This is a genomic window from Chitinophaga sancti (genome assembly GCF_034087045.1).
In the GTDB taxonomy this organism is placed as follows: Bacteria; Bacteroidota; Bacteroidia; order Chitinophagales; family Chitinophagaceae; genus Chitinophaga; species Chitinophaga sancti_B.
Window position 1 is genome coordinate 7861305 of record NZ_CP139247.1, and the last position, 19545, is coordinate 7880849.

The 19545-nt window shown below is 44.9% G+C and carries 13 protein-coding genes; 10 read left to right on the forward strand and 3 right to left on the reverse strand.

Annotated elements, in window-relative coordinates; translation table 11 throughout:
* Window positions 1-31 precede the first annotated feature (31 nt).
* Window positions 32-1324 (reverse strand): Xaa-Pro aminopeptidase, encoded by a 1293-nt coding sequence (locus SIO70_RS31500; RefSeq protein WP_320577645.1) that lies wholly within the window; start codon window positions 1322-1324, stop codon window positions 32-34.
* A gap of 280 nt (window positions 1325-1604) precedes the next feature.
* On the opposite strand from SIO70_RS31500, the gene pckA reads away from it, so the two are divergent.
* From pckA to SIO70_RS31520, 4 genes are all read left to right on the forward strand, one after another.
* Window positions 1605-3206 carry a phosphoenolpyruvate carboxykinase (ATP) gene (gene pckA, locus SIO70_RS31505; RefSeq protein WP_320577647.1) on the forward strand — a complete coding sequence of 534 codons (1602 nt, stop codon included), beginning with the start codon at window positions 1605-1607 and terminating at the stop codon, window positions 3204-3206.
* A 236-nt stretch (window positions 3207-3442) separates the two neighbouring features.
* Window positions 3443-4330, forward strand: coding sequence for a bifunctional methylenetetrahydrofolate dehydrogenase/methenyltetrahydrofolate cyclohydrolase FolD (gene folD, locus SIO70_RS31510; protein ID WP_320577648.1), 888 nt, complete (start codon window positions 3443-3445; stop codon window positions 4328-4330).
* A 56-nt stretch (window positions 4331-4386) separates the two neighbouring features.
* Window positions 4387-5013: a 7-carboxy-7-deazaguanine synthase QueE gene (locus SIO70_RS31515; protein WP_320577650.1), complete on the forward strand. Its 627-nt coding sequence runs from the start codon at window positions 4387-4389 to the stop codon at window positions 5011-5013.
* 127 nt (window positions 5014-5140) lie between these two features.
* Entirely contained in the window at window positions 5141-7036 is a 1896-nt protein-coding gene (locus tag SIO70_RS31520) for an OmpA family protein (protein WP_320577653.1), read from the forward strand.
* A gap of 82 nt (window positions 7037-7118) precedes the next feature.
* On the opposite strand, the gene SIO70_RS31525 is transcribed toward SIO70_RS31520, so the two are convergent.
* Entirely contained in the window at window positions 7119-7910 is a 792-nt protein-coding gene (locus tag SIO70_RS31525; protein ID WP_320577654.1) for a 5'-nucleotidase, lipoprotein e(P4) family, read from the reverse strand.
* A 46-nt stretch (window positions 7911-7956) separates the two neighbouring features.
* Between SIO70_RS31525 and dprA the strand changes: the two genes are divergently transcribed.
* Together dprA and guaB are read left to right on the forward strand one after the other, a co-directional pair.
* Window positions 7957-9060 carry a DNA-processing protein DprA gene (dprA, locus tag SIO70_RS31530; protein ID WP_320577655.1) on the forward strand — a complete coding sequence of 368 codons (1104 nt, stop codon included), beginning with the start codon at window positions 7957-7959 and terminating at the stop codon, window positions 9058-9060.
* A gap of 111 nt (window positions 9061-9171) precedes the next feature.
* Entirely contained in the window at window positions 9172-10644 is a 1473-nt protein-coding gene (gene guaB, locus SIO70_RS31535; protein ID WP_320577656.1) for an IMP dehydrogenase, read from the forward strand.
* Window positions 10645-10865: 221 nt separating this feature from the next.
* Here the strand turns inward: guaB and SIO70_RS31540 are convergent, their stop codons facing one another.
* Window positions 10866-12095, reverse strand: a complete 1230-nt coding sequence (locus SIO70_RS31540; RefSeq protein WP_320577102.1) for an IS110 family transposase — start codon at window positions 12093-12095, stop codon at window positions 10866-10868.
* 244 nt (window positions 12096-12339) lie between these two features.
* Here SIO70_RS31540 and lnt point away from each other — a divergent pair, with 244 nt between their 5' ends.
* The 4 genes from lnt (at window position 12340) to SIO70_RS31560 (ending at window position 19544) form a co-directional block, all read left to right on the forward strand.
* Window positions 12340-13929, forward strand: coding sequence for an apolipoprotein N-acyltransferase (gene lnt / locus SIO70_RS31545; RefSeq protein WP_320577657.1), 1590 nt, complete (start codon window positions 12340-12342; stop codon window positions 13927-13929).
* Window positions 13930-14021: 92 nt separating this feature from the next.
* Window positions 14022-14816 (forward strand): alpha/beta hydrolase, encoded by a 795-nt coding sequence (locus SIO70_RS31550; protein ID WP_320577659.1) that lies wholly within the window; start codon window positions 14022-14024, stop codon window positions 14814-14816.
* Complete coding sequence (locus tag SIO70_RS31555) at window positions 14813-17476, forward strand: PKD domain-containing protein (RefSeq protein WP_320577661.1); 2664 nt, start codon at window positions 14813-14815, stop codon at window positions 17474-17476. Before SIO70_RS31550 ends, SIO70_RS31555 begins: the two co-directional genes overlap by 4 nt.
* A gap of 139 nt (window positions 17477-17615) precedes the next feature.
* Window positions 17616-19544 (forward strand): gliding motility-associated C-terminal domain-containing protein, encoded by a 1929-nt coding sequence (locus SIO70_RS31560; RefSeq protein WP_320577663.1) that lies wholly within the window; start codon window positions 17616-17618, stop codon window positions 19542-19544.
* Window position 19545 lies beyond the last annotated feature (1 nt).

Genomic DNA, 19545 nt, shown 5'->3' on the forward strand with positions numbered 1-19545 from the left:
GCTAATATTACGCAATAGCGTACATATTACCTTATTTTTTCATTAAAGATTCTATTTCATCAGCAGTGATAGGAATATTTTTCATCAGGTCTATATTGCCTTTTGATGTTATCCACACGTTGTTTTCAATCCGTACCCCCATCTTCTCTTCTTCGATGTAGATACCTGGCTCAATGGTCAGTACGGCGCCATCAGGAATTGGCTGCCAGAAAGATGGCCCTAAATCGTGTACGCCTACACCCAGGTGATGGCTGATACCATGATACAGGTATTTGCGGTATGCAGGTGATTCAGGATCCTGGTTTTTGATATCTTCTTCCTTCAGCAGGTTGATTTTTACGAACACTTTTCCTGCTTCTTCCCCCATCATTTCATGATATTTTGCAATGGTCAGTCCTGGCTTCAGGATTGATTTAGCATAGTTATGCAGGTGCAGGCAGGCATCGTATACTTCACGCTGACGGGGAGTGAATTTACCATTCACCGGTACGGTACGTGTCAGGTCTGCATTGTAACCACCATAAGCAGCACCGAAGTCCATCAGTACCAGTTCGCCGTCTTTACACTCCTGGTTGTTGGAAACATAGTGCAGGGTGCGGGCACGGTCGCCGCTGGCAATGATAGAAGTATAGGCTTCACCATCTGAACGGTTAGAAAGGAATTCGTGTATGATCTCTGCCTGAATTTCGTGCTCATATACACCTGGACGAATGAACCTGAACAGACGGCGAAGTGCCTTTTCTGTAATGTCAATCGCGGTTTGCAGTACTTTGATCTCTTCAGGTGTCTTAACTGCACGCAGTTTTTTGAAAATAACAGCCGCTCTCAGGTAGTTGTGCAAAGGATAACGGGCACGCATTTCCTGTGCATAGCGATAATCCCTGACAGCAATGAGGCTGGATTTACGGTTATTCTCGTTGGTATTTAAATAGATATTAGTGGCTTCGTGAATCCAGGGTTGTAATAATCCATCCAGTACATCCAGCCAGATAACCGTAGCTATACCCGATACAGCCAGTGCCTCGTCTTTACGCAAACGGTAGCCATCCCATTTCTCTTTCAACTCATTTGGACGTACTAATACAAGCACTTCCCTGTACTTAGGATCCGGATTGTCCGGGTATAAAATGAGCATGGTATCCTCCTGCTCAACACCCGTCAACCAGTACAGGTCATGGTTTTGCTCGAATCTGTATAAAGCGTCTCCATTGCTGGGCAACTCATCGTTGGAATTGATGATTGCAATGGAATTGGGTTGCATTTCCGCAATAAAGCGCTGGCGATTTTTGATGAAAATCTGTGAATCCAGTGGCAAATTTTTCATAATTGATCCTATTGATTAAAACACGCGTCAAACCTACTGAAATTTTAGGAAGTAAAATTGAAGAGGTGAATATGCGTGTACAATGGATGAGGATAAGTGTATTTACAGCCCATAATTAATTACTGTTTCCAGCAAAACAGCCCCGGCCATTTTAGAATTTGTCTAATTGAACATCCATTTAGCATCTATTTTTTCTAAATTTGCGTTAACAGAGGGCTATTAATTTGATAATTTCAAAAAAAGACGCAGCTTTGCTTTAACACACCAAAACAATCTTACTATGCAAGTTAGCAGCGTAAGGAACCCTGATGCTATCCTATCAGCTATAGGAATTGAGCATACAGCAGCTATCTATTATCAGACAGCACCTGCCGTGCTGGTGTCGCAAACACTGGCACGGAAACAGGGAGCCCTCACAGCCAACGGAGCCTTGTCCGTAAACACCGGGAAATTTACCGGCCGCTCTCCTAAAGATAAGTTCATCGTTAAAGATGCACTTACTACTGCAACAGTGAACTGGAATGACTTTAACATTCCCATGTCTGCCGATCATTTTGATGGGCTGTACCAAAAAATTACCGCCTATTTTAAGGGAAAAGAGATCTGGGTACGGGATTGCATTGCCTGCGCTGATCCTGCTTATCGCATCAATATCCAGGTAGTGACAGAAACTCCCTGGGCCGACCTCTTTGCCTATAATATGTTCCTGCGTCCTTCCACCGAAGAACTGGAGGATCTGCATGCAGACTGGACCGTGATCCAGGCCCCTGGATTCCTGGCAGATCCAGCTCTGGACGGAACCAGGCAGGAAAATTTTGCAGCCATTAGTTTTGAACGTAAAATAGTGCTGATTGGTGGTACGGCATATACCGGAGAAATCAAGAAAGGCATTTTCACCATACTTAATTATATACTACCACAAATGCATGGGGTATTGCCCATGCACTGCTCTGCCAACCAGGATGAGCAGGGAGATACGGCGATCTTCTTTGGATTGAGTGGTACAGGAAAAACCACCCTGAGCGCAGATCCTGCACGCAAACTGATAGGCGATGACGAGCATGGCTGGTCTTCCCATCATATCTTCAATTTCGAAGGTGGCTGTTATGCAAAGTGTATAGACCTGAGTGAAGAAAAGGAGCCGCAGATATTCAAAGCGATCCGCGAAGGTGCACTGCTGGAGAATGTCTCGTGTTACGAAGGGACTAATAAAGTAGACTTTGCCAATAAGTGTATAACTGAAAATACACGGGTATCTTATCCACTGGATTATATTGACAATGCGGTCATTCCTTCAATAGGAAATATCCCTTCCAATATTTTCTTCCTGACCTGCGATGCATTTGGGGTATTACCTCCCATATCAAGACTGACACCGGCACAGGCTATGTACCAGTTTATATCCGGCTATACAGCCAGGATAGCGGGTACAGAGACGGGGGTAACAGAACCCACTACTACTTTCAGCTCCTGTTTTGGTGCTCCGTTCCTGCCGCTGCACCCTGTGCAATATGCACAACTGCTGGGGCAGAAACTGAAAAAACAGGAAGTAGCGGTGTGGCTGATCAACACCGGGTGGACAGGTGGTGCTTATGGCACTGGTCAGCGTATTTCATTGAAATATACCAGGGCGATGGTGTCTGCAGCGCTCAATGGCCAACTGGACAGGATTGCTTATAAAGATTTTCCACTCTTTGGCTTTGGTATACCGGAACATTGCCCGGGGGTACCGACAGAAATGCTGGATCCTCGCAATACCTGGGCTGATAAAGCGGCTTTTGACAAACAGGCGGCAGACCTCGCTAACAGGTTTGTACAAAACTTTAAAAAATATGCGGCCCAGGCTGATCCGGAAATTTTATCCGCATCTCCGAAAAATTGATTATATTACGCTCCTAAGCCTGCCTTTAAAATTTCCACTATTATTTATCAAGTTCTATATAGAGCAAGACAAGTTACCTAAATTTGAAATTTTGAAGGCGGGGAACTTGTTTTGCGGAACTTGTGAGGGACGGGAAATAACATTGGGATTAAACTTATTCGTATATAAAAAAAGCATCTGCCAGCTGGCAGATGCTTTTTTGTTTTTAATTTTCTCAATTAAGCCTAACTTTGCGCATGCAAATTTTAGACGGTAAACTGGTATCAGCGGCTATCAAAGCCCAACTGGCAGAAAAAGTAACGGAACTGAAGGCTTTAGGCAAGAAAGTTCCTCACTTGGCTGCTATTCTGGTAGGTAATGATCCCGCCAGCGAAACATACGTTGCTTCAAAAGTTAAGTCCTGCGCAGAGATCGGATATCACTCCACCCTGCTGCGTTTCGATGAAAAAATTTCCGAAAAACATCTGCTTGACAATATCACTCTCCTGAATGAAAATGCAGATATTGATGGTATTCTTGTACAGTTACCGCTTCCAAAGCACATCAATGAAGAAGTTGTAATCAATAACATCGATCCAAGCAAAGACGTAGACGGTTTCCACCCGGTAAACGTTGGTAAAATGGTCAGTGGCCTGCCTACTTTTATCCCGGCTACACCTTACGGTATCATGCTGATGCTGGAACACTACAAAGTTCCAACAAAAGGTAAACACGCTGTAGTGATCGGCCGCAGTCACATCGTAGGTACGCCTATGAGCATCCTGCTGAGCAGAAATACCTACCCTGGCAACTGCACCGTTACCCTCACTCACTCACAGACTGCAAACCTGAAAGAAATCTGTCTCCAGGCAGATATCATCGTTGCTGCTATTGGTCGTCCGAACTTCGTGACTGCTGATATGGTGAAAGAAGGTGCTGCTATCGTGGATGTAGGTATCAACCGTATTGCTGATCCTTCTAAGAAATCTGGTCACAGACTGGTAGGTGATGTGAACTTTGATGAAGTTGCTGAAAAATGCAGCTATATCACGCCGGTTCCGGGTGGTGTAGGTCCAATGACCATCGCAGCACTCCTGAAGAATACCTACCATGCGGCTGTAGGTCAGAAAGGTAATATGAACTAATTATAGAGAATAGATGGTACGCATAGGGCTAACGGCATTATGCGTACCTTTGCATTATGTCAACGACTGCCACATATCCAAACGTACGCACGCTCCCGGTAATGGAACGCTTTTACACTATTCAGGGTGAAGGTAATTATCAGGGTTGTGCAGCTTATTTCATCCGCCTCGGCGGTTGCGATGTAGGCTGTCATTGGTGTGACGTGAAGGATAGCTGGGAGGCAGATCGTCATCCACAGCTGGCACTCACGGATATCGTGGGCGAGGCAGCGAGCTACCCCGGCCGCATTGCCGTGATCACCGGTGGTGAGCCTTTGATGCACAACCTGGATGCATTGACAGCAGATTTGCATGCAGCAGGTTTCCGCACTCATATTGAAACTTCAGGTTCATCTCCCCTTTCCGGAAACTGGGACTGGATTACCTTGTCTCCTAAGAAATTCAAGGCGCCACTGCCTGAGATCTGTGCATTGGCTCATGAACTGAAGGTGGTAATCTTTCATAAAAGTGATTTTGCCTGGGCTGAGAAATATGCTGCACTGGCAGGCCCTCATTGTAAACTATATATTCAGCCGGAATGGAATAAAGCGGCTGAAATGACTCCCCTTATCATCGACTATATCAAGGACAACCCTAGGTGGCAACTCTCCCTTCAGGTGCACAAATACATTAATGTGCCATAAGTACAATACACGTTCAGATCATTACGTTTATTGAGAAAAAAATATGTAATCGCATTGATTATCTGATAGAAAGGCATTCATCTGGCGATTTTTTCATATATTGGACCCACATTCCCAATCATGAGTTATGGCTAAATTCCCAATATTGCTGAGTTGTCTTGTGATTTGCCTGGGTGTGCATGCTCAGGTAGTAACCTATGATAACGCTAAGAAAAAAGCACAGAAGAGTTTTGACAATGCACAGTTGGCGGTTTCGGAGTATAAAACGGAAGATGCTATTATTTATTTGCAGGAAGCGATACGGGCTGAGCCTGGATTTGCAGACGCCTATGGACAAATGACAATTTCCTATGTAGAGTTGAAAAAATACAATGAGGCGATCACTAGTTTTGAAACCCTCAGACGGCTGGATAGCAATTCTATCCGACCGGCCCTGATGGCTTACTCCAAAGCCCTGGCAGGTGTTGGCCGATTTAGTGAAGCCCTTACGAATATCAATCTCTATATTGCAACAGGAAAGATCAATAATCCAAAAGCCCAGGCCCTCCAGAAAACTTATACTTACGCCGCCAGAGAAGCAGCTCACCCGGTACCTTTTACCCCCATTAACCTGGGCGATAATATCAATACCAAAGATGCTGAATACTTCCCCTCCCTGACCATCGATAACCAGATGCTTGTTTTTACACGCAGAGTGAATGGTAAGAACGAGGACTTCTATGTGTCAGAAAGAGACGACAGCATGCATTGGAAGAAAGCGTATAACATGGGTGCACCTATTAACTCTACCGCTTTCAATGAAGGTGCGCAGAACATTTCGCAGGATGGGAATATGCTGGTGTTTACAGGTTGTAATTTTCCAAATGGACGTGGCAGCTGCGATATCTACTATGCCATCAGAACAGAAGAAGGTCTTTGGGTAGAACCCATGAACCTGGGTAACCCGATTAATACGCGGGACTGGGAGTCACAACCTTGTCTTTCTCCTGATAAACAGACTTTGTATTTTTCCAGGGCCACAACAGATGCGGGTTCCGATATCTTTATGAGCCAGTTGCAAGCCAATGGCAGATGGGGTACTCCGGAAAGACTGGGACCTAATATCAATACAACTGGCGACGAAGCAACACCTTTTATTCATGCGGATAACCAGACATTGTACTTTGCCTCCAACGGGCATGAGGGTTTTGGTAGTATGGACCTGTTCTACTCCCGCAGACAAGCGGATGGTAGCTGGGGACCAGCCGTGAATATGGGGTACCCGATTAATACCACAGATGAAGAATCAAGCCTGGTGGTAGCAGCAGATGGTAAAACGGCGTATTATGCTTCTGATCGTACGGATAGCCGTGGATCGCTGGATATTTACAGCTTTGAATTGTATCCTGCAGCAAGACCGTTGAAGACATTGTATGTAAGAGGATATGTGTTTGATAAAAAGAGCCAGAAACGCCTGGTGGCAAATATTGAGCTGCAGGACCTGGAGACAGGGCAGACAATGGCGAGTATCAAAAGTGACCTGTTAGGTAATTACCTGGTGGCATTGCCTGTGGGCAGGGATTATGGTCTGAATGTAAACAGGAAAGGATACCTGTTCTATTCTGAGAATTTCTCACTGAAAGGTGCAGATAAGGATACTGGTTATTTCAGAGAAGTGCCTTTGGTACCACTGGATACAAGTGCAATTATGGTATTGAACAATGTGTTCTTTGCCAGCAGGGAGTTTACATTGAAACCGGAGTCTTTTGTAGAGTTGAACAGGTTAGTTGGATTGATGAAAGAAAACCCGACGATGATCGTGGAAATAAGCGGGCATACGGATAATGTGGGTAATGATCAGATCAATCTGACACTGTCTGATAAACGCGCACAGGCAGTGGTGCAATATCTGGTGCAGAAAGGGATAGAACCTGAGCGGTTAGTGGCGAAAGGATATGGAGAAGGTAAGCCGGTGGCGGATAATGAAACGCCGGAAGGAAGGGCGCAGAACAGGCGAACAGAGTTTAAGGTTATTAAGTTATAATTAAAAAGGCGTCTTCTTCGAAGACGCCTTTTTAATTTTGTGCAGGCCTCCGGCGGCACTGCCGTGGGCCTGACTAATGGCCTTAATAATTTCTTAGTTGCGTTTGCAATATTGAATCGATATTTTGTTTATAATTATACTGGAACAATGCCGGTAACCAATCGCCATACATGGGGTTTGGCAACACAATAAACCGGCTCCCAAATTCAGCAGCAGATTGCTTTGTAGCCGCTTCTCTTTTATCAGCTGGTTGCTTTTCAAAGATGGCGGAGAAGTCTCCCAGATTATCCCCCATCAGCAAAATGATTTCGTGTGTTTGTGCTACATGCAAACGTCTTTCTTCCTTGCTGGAAGTTGTTGTTTTTAGGATCAGGTGTTCATTATCTGCATCAGGAAAATTCCAGCGTTGTAAATTTTGTAATGTTACGCTACGTTCTGCTTCTGAACGGTTTGTGATATAGTAAACATGCACCCCTTTTTCAGCTGCATATTTTAAGAAGGACAATGCCCCGGGTACGGTATCAGCAGCGGCTTTGCTGGTCCATTCCTGCCAGGTTTTGTCACTGTAATTTTCTCCTTTCAACGCAACATGTACATTGTAAGGACTATTGTCTAAAATTGTTTCATCAATGTCTGTAACAATCGCCATTGGCTTTGTAAAATTGTGTTGGAGATCTTCGTTGAGACGAAGACGGGCGATGTTGTATGCCTGAAAACAGAGGGCTTTATATTCAGCAGAACGTTGTTGCCATAAGGCCGCAAATGCAGGTCCATAAGGCACTAAGGCCGTATGCTGTGCAACTGGTTTCGGTGCCTTGCATGCGAATAAGAGGGAGAATGCGAGGAGAAAAGTGAGGCGGTTTGATAAAAACATGAAATTAAAATTGTAACTTAAATTAGTTGACCACAAAAGTAGGGAAATGCAGGAAGAAACACGTTATCAGATTGCACTTACGAAAATACCACAGATAGGGAATAAGATAGCACAACAGTTAACCACTTACTTTGAAAATGCAGGTAACATTTTTAAAGCGAGCCGAAGAGAGCTGGAAAGCCTGCCTATGCTGGGGAAAGTAAGAGCGAATGCCATCAGGCAGTTTAATGATTTTCGCTGGGTAGACAGGGAAATGAATTTCCTGGAAAAGTACCAGATTGCAGCCATCAGTTTTCAATCTCCACTATATCCACAAAGGTTGCTGCATTGTTATGATCATCCATTTCTGCTATATTATAAAGGGAATGCAAATCTGAATGCTACTCGTATCATTAATGTGATCGGTACACGAACACCTACGGCACATGGCAGGGAAGTGTGTGCAAATCTGATAGCGGGGCTGGAATCCAGTAATATTATGGTAGTGAGCGGACTGGCCTATGGCATAGATGTGCTTGCCCATGCTACGGCACTGAAGCATGGTATGCCTACCATTGGCATACTGGCGCATGGACTGGACAGGATCTATCCTGATGTACATGCAAATACCGCCAGGCAGATGGTGGAACAAGGGGGATTGCTTACAGAGTATGGCAGAGACACCACCCCTGATAAGCCTAATTTCCCTAAAAGGAACCGGATAGTGGCAGGGATGTCGGATGCTACCGTATTGATAGAGAGTGGTATAAAAGGAGGATCAATGATCACCGCAGATATTGCCAATAGTTATAACAGGGATGTATTTGCTATTCCGGGGCGTGTAGGAGATCCGAAATCAGCGGGATGTCATCACCTGATAAAAAATAATCAGGCAATGCTGATTACGGATGCAGAAGATATATTGAAGGCCATGAACTGGGATGATGCGGTCAGGAAGCCCGTAATGCCTCAGCAGCAGGAGATACAGGAGGAACTGAAAGAAGAGGAGCGGCAGATATTAGCGCTTTTTAACAGGAGTGAGCATTTTCATATAGATCATATATATAGCAGAAGTCCATTGCCGGAGAGCAAAGTAGCCTCCGTGATCTTTCAGCTGGAAATGAATAAATTGTTAAGAAGTACACCGGGGCAGCGCTACCAGCTGGTTTGACCTGATTTAAAATTAGGCATGGGGATGACCAGCGTCACAACAATTTTTCTATTAACTTAAATAGCTGTAGATTTGCGTGCAATTATTTAATAACTGACAAATAGTTGCAACATGCCTGCCGGAAAATCAAAACCGAAATTTGTAGAGGACGGACTTACCTTTGACGATGTACTTCTGGTTCCAGCCTACTCTGAAGTCTTGCCCAGAGACGTTAATATCAGCACGCAACTTACTAAAACTTTACGCCTGAACATTCCAATGGTCTCTGCTGCCATGGATACCGTTACAGAAGCTAACCTGGCTATCTCTTTGGCACGCCAGGGTGGCATCGGTATTCTGCACAAGAATATGTCCATTGAAAAACAAGCCGAGCAAGTACGTAAGGTAAAGCGTAGTGAAAACGGGCTGATCCTCGATCCGGTGACTCTGCATGCAAATGCATCTATCGGGGAAGCGCTCCGCCTGATGAAAGAAAACAGCATCGGTGGTATTCCTATCATAGACGAAAGCAAAAAACTCGTTGGTATCCTTACCAACCGTGACCTGCGCTTTGAAAGGAACATGAAACGCGTAGTAAGCGAAGTAATGACTTCTCAGAACCTTGTAACTGCACCAGAAGGTACCGATCTGAAGAAAGCAGAGAAGATCCTTCAACAGAATAAAATCGAGAAATTACCAGTAGTTGGAAAGAATGGTAAACTTGTAGGATTAATCACTTACCGTGATATTCTGCAGCTGACCAGCTATCCAAATGCCATCAAAGATGAATATGGTCGTCTTCTTGTAGGCGCCGCATTAGGTATCACTCCCGATGTACTGGACAGAGCACAGGCACTCATCAACGTTGGTGTAGATGTAGTATGTCTCGATAGCTCACACGGTCACTCAGTAGGTGTACTGAATGGTCTGAGAAAACTGAAGAAAACCTTCCCTAAATTACAGGTGATTGCAGGTAACGTAGCTACCGGCGATGGTGCACTGGCACTGGCTGAAGCAGGTGCTGATGCAGTGAAAGTAGGTGTTGGACCGGGTTCTATCTGTACTACCCGTGTAGTAACAGGTGCTGGTTTCCCTCAGCTCTCTGCTGTAATGAATGCAGCTACTGCCCTGAAAAAACTGGGTGTACCGGTTATTGCAGATGGTGGTATCCGTTATACCGGTGATATGGTGAAGGCTATCGCTGCAGGTGCATCCTGCGTAATGGCTGGTTCTATCTTTGCTGGTACTGAAGAAAGCCCTGGAGAAACTATCATCTACGAAGGACGTAAGTTCAAATCATATCGTGGTATGGGTTCTCTGGAAGCGATGGTAGAAGGTTCCAAAGATCGTTACTTCCAGGATGAAGATGATATCAGGAAACTGGTACCAGAAGGTATCGTAGGTCGCGTACCTTACAAAGGTAACCTGGGTGAAGTGATTCAGCAGTATGTAGGTGGTCTTCGTGCTGGTATGGGTCTGACTGGTTCTAAAGATATCAAAGCACTACAGGCTGCACAGTTTATCAGGATCTCTTCGGCTACCGTAAAGGAAAATCACCCACATGATGTGGTGATCACCAAGGAAGCACCGAACTATAGCAGATAATTAATGGTAAGATAATGGAAGGGAGTGTATCATACTTTTGATACACTCCCTTTTTCATTGAAAATAGTTAGTCTGTGTCATAATTTTGATATGACTCTATATGCTTAAAATTTTCATTTCGTGCTTATAGCAACAATCGTTTGTACTTAGAGTCTTAAATCAGTTTTCTTTACAGGCTTAAAAAGCACCAATAAGAGGTCGATTTTTGTAACTTAGTAATCTTATTGAGATGGGGGTAATGCCTCAAGCTCGCGCAGGCGCCTGAGATAATTATTTATCTGCGCCTGCTTTCTTTTTTTAAGCCACTCCTGATTATCCGGTTCCATATATGGCACTCTATTTTTGAGTATAAAATAAGTGGCAATGAGGATTTTGTGTGCAATGGCGATAAGAGCACGTTTTTTACCTCTTCGCACACTTAAAGAGTAATATCTTCTTTTCAGATAAGATTCCTTTGTATGTACAGCGGCCCAGGCCGCCTCCACCAGTGCTGTTTTAAGAGAACTGTTGCCATGATTGATACGTTCACTTTTCTTTTTTCCGGCACTTTCATTATTACCCGGACATAAGCCACACCAACTGGCTAAATGATGCTGATTTGGGAAGGCATGCATATCTGTACCTATTTCGGCTAAGATGGCTGTAGCTGTTTGTTTTTGTACTCCGGGAATAGTCTGAAGTAATTTTACTTCTTCTTCCCATTTTCTTAAGTACTGATCAATACGGTTATCTACCTGACAAAGCAGTTCATTTAGCTGTAAGATAGCAGCTTTAGACAGGTTGAGCATAAAACGGTGATGCTCATTAAGATTACCTTCTAAAGCAAGAATAAGTTCTTGCTTCTTGATTTTGAGCCTACCTTTGGCCAGATTGGCCAATATCATGGGATCCTGTTCTCCATCAATAATAGCAGAGATCATTGACCAGCCGCTTATGCCGAACACATCACTGACAACGCTGCTCAATTTGATATTGGCAGTCTCTAAAATGTTCTGTAATCGGTTATATTCACTGGAGCGTTGGCCTATTACTTTACGTTTGTATCGGTACAATTCCCGTAATTCACGAGTGTATTGGGGTGGAATAAAACTTCCTTTTAGTAGCCCGCTTAGCAATAATTTTGCAATCCAGGCACTGTCATTACGATCAGTCTTATGACCCGGCACATATTTAATATGCCGGGCATTGACCAAAATAAGTTCAAAGTGAGGTTCTAGTATATTAAAAACAGGCTTCCAGTAAACACCCGTGCTCTCCATTGCGACATGTGTAATGCCCGATTCTTCCAACCAGGCTACCAGGTCCTTAAGTGAACTTGTGAAGGTGCTAAAAGTGCGGGTTTGTTCCTGCAAATTATCACCCCTGATGGTAGCTACTACATTCTCCTGGTGAACATCGAGGCCACAGCCACGACTCACAACCTGTTCAAAACTGATATGTGATTGTTCCATGGTAGTACTTTTGTCGAAGGTACCACCATTTTCATAGTCGTTTGTGAATTCGGTTCATGAGGGTTTTCTTTGAAAATGGTTTTCATTACCCGTTGGTGAATACCCTCTTTCGTGCATGTTTTATTTGGGTACCCGACGGAGCCAGGTAGTTTTTTAAGCGATCCGCAGCGTCTCATTTTACTTTTATGTTTCCTCCTTTTTTATTTTGATGCCGCTTAGTCATAATCCTTATTTTTGACCCGCTATGGCAAAACGTTATTTACCCGCTATTTTGAGCCTTACAGGCAGCCTGCTCCTCTGGGCAGCATGGCCCACCTCACCCCTCACCTTTTTGATTTTCATTGCATTTATCCCCCTGCTTCGCCTGGCGGATATTGTAGAGAACAGGGGCCGCTTTTTCGGATGCGCCTTCCTGTTACTCTTCTGCTGGAATGTAGCCACTACCTGGTGGGTAGGCAATACCACCGTGCCTGCCAGCGGTGTAGCCGCCAATCTGCTCAATACCCTGTTCATGCTTGTACCCGTGATGGGATACCGCAGAACCCGTAAATGGGTGAGCCCGACCCTTGCTTATTTTACGTTCATTGTCTACTGGATGACGTTTGAATACATCCACCTGCAATGGGAACTTAGCTGGCCATGGCTCAGCCTTGGCAACGCTTTTGCCATGCATCCTACATGGGTACAATGGTATGAATATACAGGCGTAAGTGGTGGTACACTATGGATACTGGTTACTAACCTTGCGATTTACCATGTTTGGTTTCAGTATAAATTTTACAAACGGCCTGTTGTAAAACAGATCTGGAAACCGGTATTGATACTGGTAGTGCCTTTGCTGATAAGTGGTTTCATTGACACAGGGTTGCATGCTCCTCAAAAAACTACCGAAGTCGTTGTAGTACAACCCAACATTGACCCTTACGATAAATTTGCAGATGAAAATGAATCGCTGGAAGTTAATAAAATGCTTCAGCTCACTGAAGAGAAAATTGACTCCAATACCGCTTTTATCGTATGGCCTGAAACAGCCCTTTTTGTACATGGTGCGTGGGAAGACAAAATCGCTTACGAAAACTATACGCAAAGGATCCGGTTATTATTACACAAATATCCAAAAGCCAGTCTGGTAACAGGAGCCGTTACACTGAAGCGCTATGAGAAAAATGATGAACCCTCTACATCTGCCCGCCATAATGCTGATGGTGATATGGTATATGATGTATTCAATGCCGGTGTGCTTATAGACACATCGAACCTGGTCCAGGTTTATCATAAATCTAAACTGGTGCCGGGTGTTGAGTTGATCCCGTATGTTCACTACCTGAAATTTATGGATTACCTGGCCCTGGATCTTGGAGGTATTAGTGGTAGTTATGGCCGTACACCGGGTGTAGCAATCATGGAAAACAAGGCTGCCAACATAAAGGTATTTCCGACTATCTGTTATGAATCTGTATATGGGGAATTTGTGGCTGAGCATGTAAGAAAAGGTGCGAACATTCTTTTTATTATGACCAATGATGGCTGGTGGGGAAATACCGAAGGCCACCGTCAGCACCTGCAATATGCCCGTCTGCGTGCTATTGAAACCCGTCGTTGGGTGGCCAGAAGTGCCAATACCGGCATCTCGGCATTCATAGATCCCGGGGGAAATATTACAGCATCTCTTCCTTACTGGCAGGAGGGCGTTTTAAAAGCAAGTGTAACACCAGGCAATTATATGACGTTCTATGTAAAATATGGAGACTTATTGTCAAAGGCGGCTGTTCTATTTTGTATATTGCTGATCCTTTACAGTTTCTTTTTGCGGCTGACACGTAAACGTTTGTAAACATCAACAAAATCTATTTTACGTTACCGGTTGTTCCTCAATAATTATTGCCGCGCCAACATAATAACGTATTCAAATAAATTATTTTTCTGATGCCGAATAAACTTTCTACCCAAAATATTCATCTAATAGAAGAGAGACCCGTAATAGTATTGCTGCATGGATTTGCTGAAAATTCGGAGATCTGGAATGTGCAGAAAGCATATTTAAGTGAATACTTTGAGGTAATTGCGCTGGATTTACCGGGAGTTGGCAATAATCTGCTCACCACTGCGTTGACTATTGATAGCATGGCTGATAATGTCTATACCTCATTACAGTCTGCCGGTATTGAAAAGGCAGTGATCATCGGCCACTCCATGGGTGGATATGTAGCCCTCGCTATTGCAGAAAAGTACCCATCAATACTACAGGGAATGGGCCTGTTCCACTCTACAGCCCTCGCTGATACTGAAGAGAAGAAAGAAGCGCGCCGTAAATCGATCAAGCTGATGGAACAATATGGCAGTGAAGCATTTATCAGGCAGGCATTCCCGAATATGTTCAGCCCGGGTTTTAAGGCGAAACATCCGGAAAGTGTTGAAGCATATGTGAACATGGGCATTGCTTGTCCCCTTGCTTCTATGGAAGCATATTATGAAGCCATGATAACAAGACCTGACCGCACCGCCGTGTTGTCATCTATACTAGTACCAGTGCTGTTTGTAATCGGAAAAGATGATACAGCCGTTCCTCTTCAAAGTGTATTGCCACAGGTGTCCCTTCCACGGACCAGCAGCATTTACATTTTTGAAGAAACAGGACACATGGGTATGTGGGAAGTTCCCTCTGCCAGCAATCAGCTCTTGCATCAGTTTACTCTTTTTTGCCAAGATCAAAAATTGTGAAAAGAACCCTTCTATTGCTCCTGATACTCTCCTATGGATTGATTTCCAAAGCTTCCCATATCATTGGGGGGGAGATGTCGCATAAGTACATATCCAGTACCACTACTACCGTTACCTACCAGGTGACGCTGAAGCTATACCGTGTGTGTGATGAAGCTGCTAACCTGGCCGAACTGCCTAACTCTGTATACTTTGCAGTGTTCAGTAATTCGGATAACAGTCAGCTCTCCGGCTCTCCTTTCCTGATATCACAAACCAGCAAGCAGACTATACAATCCGGGCAGGCAGATCCATGTATTGTCAATCCTCCTGAAATTTGTTTTCAGATCGGTACATATGTAGGAACGGTAACTGTACCTATCAGTACTGCAGGATACACCGTATCATTCCAAACCTGTTGTCGCGACTACACCATGTCGAATATCGTGGATACGCACCAGGCAAATGATGAAACCAACTACCCGGGTAACGGCGCCACCTACTTTACAGAATTACCCGGTACTACCAATAATTTTATTACGAACTCAAGCCCGGTATTTAATAAGGATGAAGCCATCCTGGTTTGTGCCAATAAGAAATTTACTTACGATTTCTCTGCAACTGATCCTGATGGTGATAGTATTGTATATGTATTCTGTGCAGCTTATGGTGGTGGTAAGGTCACCAATGGTGGGGATAAATATGCTACACCACCTGCTGCCGTAGCACCACCTTATTCTTCCGTTCCTTACAAAAGTCCTTATACAGGTACGACTCCCCTAGGAGATGATGCCTATATCGTATCCAATTCCGGTTTGATCACAGGTATTGCACCCGATCCGGGAAAATATGTGGTCACTGTATGTGCCTATGAATACCGGGATGGTCAATTACTCGGCATTCACAGGAAGGATTTTCACATGATCGTCACCACCTGCGTACGCGAAGTGGAAGCAGCTATGCCGGATAAATACGATGATTGTTCAGGGTATACCATCACCTTCCTGAACTACAGTACGGAGGGTAAAACCTATGACTGGGATTTTGGGGATGGCACTACTTATACCACTACCAGCACTGATCCTATACCACATACCTATGCTGCAGAAGGAGTGTACAATGTAAAACTCTGGGTAGATAGTACCAGCAATTGCGGCGACAGCGCAACTGCGGTGGTATATGTATATCCGAAGCTCACGCCGGATATGAGCATTGCTGGCTTGTGTAGTAATACTACAACAACATTTACCAATACATCGGCCACCACCAGTGCTACAGATGCCATTGCCACTTACAGGTGGGACTTTGGCGATACCAGTACATCGGCAGATACGTCATGGTCTTCTGTAGCTACGTATAAATATCCAGGTCCAGGCACTTATACTGTTATCCTGGATGTCACTACCACGAATGGTTGTGTCAGATCCGATACCAGTACGATCGTTGTTTACGACAATCCACCTATTACTACTACACCAGATACCCTGCTTTGTATCCGCAACTCATTGCAGCTCTCTGCAGAAAGTGTAGTGGACGGACAGGTAGTAAACGGCACCTACACCTGGACACCTGATTATAATATTACCAACGCCAATACGGCGACACCTACCGTCAGTCCAAAAATAGATACGGCTTATACCGTCACGTTTACAGATGGAACAGGTTGTACAAATACCGCGACCGTGAATATTGACGTACGTGATACGCTCATTGTAAGAACAATTGCTGATAGTACAGTTTGTACGGGTGATACCCTGCATATCAGGTCTTTCGCGGATGGGGATTACCCCCTTACATGGTATGATATATCCACCAATACACAGGTAGGCGACAGCAGCATTCTTGTAATTGTACCTCCCTCTCCAGATGTAACATATGCGGTAGTGGCCAGCCTGGGTGATTGCAGCGGATATGATACGGTGAGCTTAAAAGTGGTAGATCCCCCTGTTGCTTATGCCGGGGTAGACACCACTATCTGTTATGGAGACCAGGTCACCCTGACAGCATCTGGTGGCGCCTATTATCAATGGACGCCGACCTTTTCTTTGACGGCTCCTGACCAGTCGACAACTGTGGCTAAGCCAACAGATACGACACAATATATTGTTACAGTCACTGACACCAAGGGTTGTCCCAAACCAGTGACGGATACAGTTCAGATCAACGTGGTACCGCAGGTACATGCATTTGCGGGTAATGATACCATTGCCATCCTGAACCAGCCATTCACACTGCATGCTACCGGCGGCACAACTTATGTGTGGACCCCGACAGATGGATTGGACAATCCAAACATCGATACCCCCACAACGACTATCAATCACGACATTACATATACCGTAACTGCCTATACGGCTGAGGGCTGTTCCGGTACAGATGCTATTAACCTCCGTTTCATAGTAGGTCCGGACATCTATGTACCTACTGGTTTCTCGCCTAACGGTGACGGGCAAAATGATATCTTCAGACCATTGCCAGTGGGCATTACCCAAATGGAATTCTTCCGGGTATTTGACCGTTGGGGAAAACTTATGTACAGTACGACAGAATACCTGCAGGGCTGGGATGGTAATTATGATGGCAAACCCGCTGCTATCGGCACTTACGTATGGGTAGTACAGGGTAAGAACGTAAATAGCGAGACAGTGATCCGTAAAGGCACTGTAACCTTGATCAGATAATATTTCGGAATCCGCTCATGCGGATTCCGATTGTTTTCAAACCCCTTTATATGGCGATTTAATTCATTCGCCCGTCTCCTTTTTTTTATTTAAATTCCTATAGTTAAGTCTTCGTAGAGCTCATGCACAACCCCAACTAATGCATAGATCTATTATTCTGTTTATTTGCTGTAGTTTGATCCACGTTGCTGCTGCTGGTTACCATATTATTGGTGGCGAGATATATTACACTTTTCTGGCCATGAATCCTGATGGTACCTACAAGTATCAGGTCACACTAAAACTATACAGGAATGCTGAATTCACCTGTGGTGAAATTCAGGGCTGCCTGGATCACTTTGAAGATCCGGTGCCTGTGAATATTTATACTTCCGGTGGTTCCCGGGTGATGGATGCCCGGTTACTATTTATCAAAGAGCGTCATCCGCTGCGCGATACATTGCGGAATCCTTGCCTGGCGCCACGCGCCCAAAACCTGGAAGTAGCTATTTATAGGGATACCTTTTCTCTAAGACCTATCCTGGGTGGTTACTATGTCGTGTACCAGCGATGCTGCCGGGGGGAAAAACTGGCCAACATCAACAATTCAGAACACGAAGGCTCCACTTTCTTTTGCATGATACCTGGTACAGAAAGCCGGCCGACGAACAAGAGCGCTTTCTTTGCCAAAGATGCCGCCATTGTGATCTGCGCCAATATGCCGCTGTATTACGATTACTCTGCCTCCGACCCCGATGGCGATAGTCTGACCTACAGTCTGTGCAGTGCCCTCACCGGGGGCGCCAGCCGCAATGAAGCCGCCAGCGCCAATCCGCCCCCATATAATAATGTTGTGAGCTATAAGTCACCTTATTCAGGATCGAATCCAATGGGTGGCACGCCACAGGTGTCTATTGACAACAATGGATTTCTAACTGGTGTACCCCCCAAAGAAGGTCAATACGTAGTATCCGTATGTGTGACAGAGTACGATCGCCGCACAGGCAAAATGATAGGCACTCATCACAAAGACATCCTGCTCACCGTTTTTAACTGTAATACCAAAATCACCGCCGGCTTCCCTCCTACCCTTCAGAATTGTGTACCCGATCCAGACCTCAGTGTACTCATGCCCAATACCAGCAATGCAGGATATACTTCCACCTATTACTGGGACTTTGGCGATGGTACTGATACCCTGGTTACTGATAAGACAGTTTTCAGACACCTCTATCCTGATACCGGGCAGTATGTTGTGAAATTAGTGGTGAACAGAGGACTGGCCTGCACAGATAGCACCACCGGCATAGTGAGTAACTACCCGGGGTTAAAAGGTGATTTTGCTGTAACCGGCTATTGCAAAGGAGACCGCATTCAATTTGACGACAAGTCTGTTTACACTTACGGGCATATTACAGACAGAAGATGGGACCTGGGGCTCACAGGAGATAGTGTGATCAGCAGGGCCTACGGAGAGCATGTAAGTCATACCTATGAGCATGGAGGTGTCTACACCGTTTCCCTGATATTATACACGGACCATTCCTGTGTAGCCACCGTCACGAAAGATATCAACATCTATGAGGTCTTCCCCTTTGCCGGCAATGATACCATCCTGGCAAAAGGCCAGCCCCTCACACTTCATGCTTCGGGTGGGGAGTTCTATGCCTGGGCGCCACCAGATGGATTGAGCAATGTGAACATTGCAGAACCCGAACTGAAATGGAATGAAGACGTCACCTACATACTACGCGTCTCCAATTCACAGGGATGTGTGGGATACGATACCATCAGCATCAAATACTATACAGGACCCGACATCTATGTACCCAACGCCTTTACGCCAAATGGCGATGGAAAAAACGATCTTTTCCGTTTTATTCCTGTGGGCATTACTGAATATAGTTACTTCCGCATCTTTAACCGCTGGGGCCAGGAAGTCTACTCCTCTACTGACTTCCGGCAGGGATGGGATGGTACTTACAAAGGACAACCTGCACCAGTAGATACCTATATCTGGATACTGGAAGGAAAAGATTTCACTGGTAAAACAATTTTAAAGAAAGGCACTGTAACTTTGGTGAAGTAAA

Coding starts and splice junctions, on each gene's coding strand:
- SIO70_RS31500 (WP_320577645.1), bottom strand. CDS start 1,324: ATGAAAAATTTGCCACTGGATTCACAGATTTTCATCAAAAATCGCCAG.
- SIO70_RS31550 (WP_320577659.1), top strand. CDS start 14,022: ATGCCGAATAAACTTTCTACCCAAAATATTCATCTAATAGAAGAGAGA.
- SIO70_RS31540 (WP_320577102.1), bottom strand. CDS start 12,095: ATGGAACAATCACATATCAGTTTTGAACAGGTTGTGAGTCGTGGCTGT.
- guaB (WP_320577656.1), top strand. CDS start 9,172: ATGCCTGCCGGAAAATCAAAACCGAAATTTGTAGAGGACGGACTTACC.
- SIO70_RS31525 (WP_320577654.1), bottom strand. CDS start 7,910: ATGTTTTTATCAAACCGCCTCACTTTTCTCCTCGCATTCTCCCTCTTA.
- pckA (WP_320577647.1), top strand. CDS start 1,605: ATGCAAGTTAGCAGCGTAAGGAACCCTGATGCTATCCTATCAGCTATA.
- folD (WP_320577648.1), top strand. CDS start 3,443: ATGCAAATTTTAGACGGTAAACTGGTATCAGCGGCTATCAAAGCCCAA.
- SIO70_RS31520 (WP_320577653.1), top strand. CDS start 5,141: ATGGCTAAATTCCCAATATTGCTGAGTTGTCTTGTGATTTGCCTGGGT.
- dprA (WP_320577655.1), top strand. CDS start 7,957: ATGCAGGAAGAAACACGTTATCAGATTGCACTTACGAAAATACCACAG.
- SIO70_RS31560 (WP_320577663.1), top strand. CDS start 17,616: ATGCATAGATCTATTATTCTGTTTATTTGCTGTAGTTTGATCCACGTT.
- SIO70_RS31515 (WP_320577650.1), top strand. CDS start 4,387: ATGTCAACGACTGCCACATATCCAAACGTACGCACGCTCCCGGTAATG.
- lnt (WP_320577657.1), top strand. CDS start 12,340: ATGGCAAAACGTTATTTACCCGCTATTTTGAGCCTTACAGGCAGCCTG.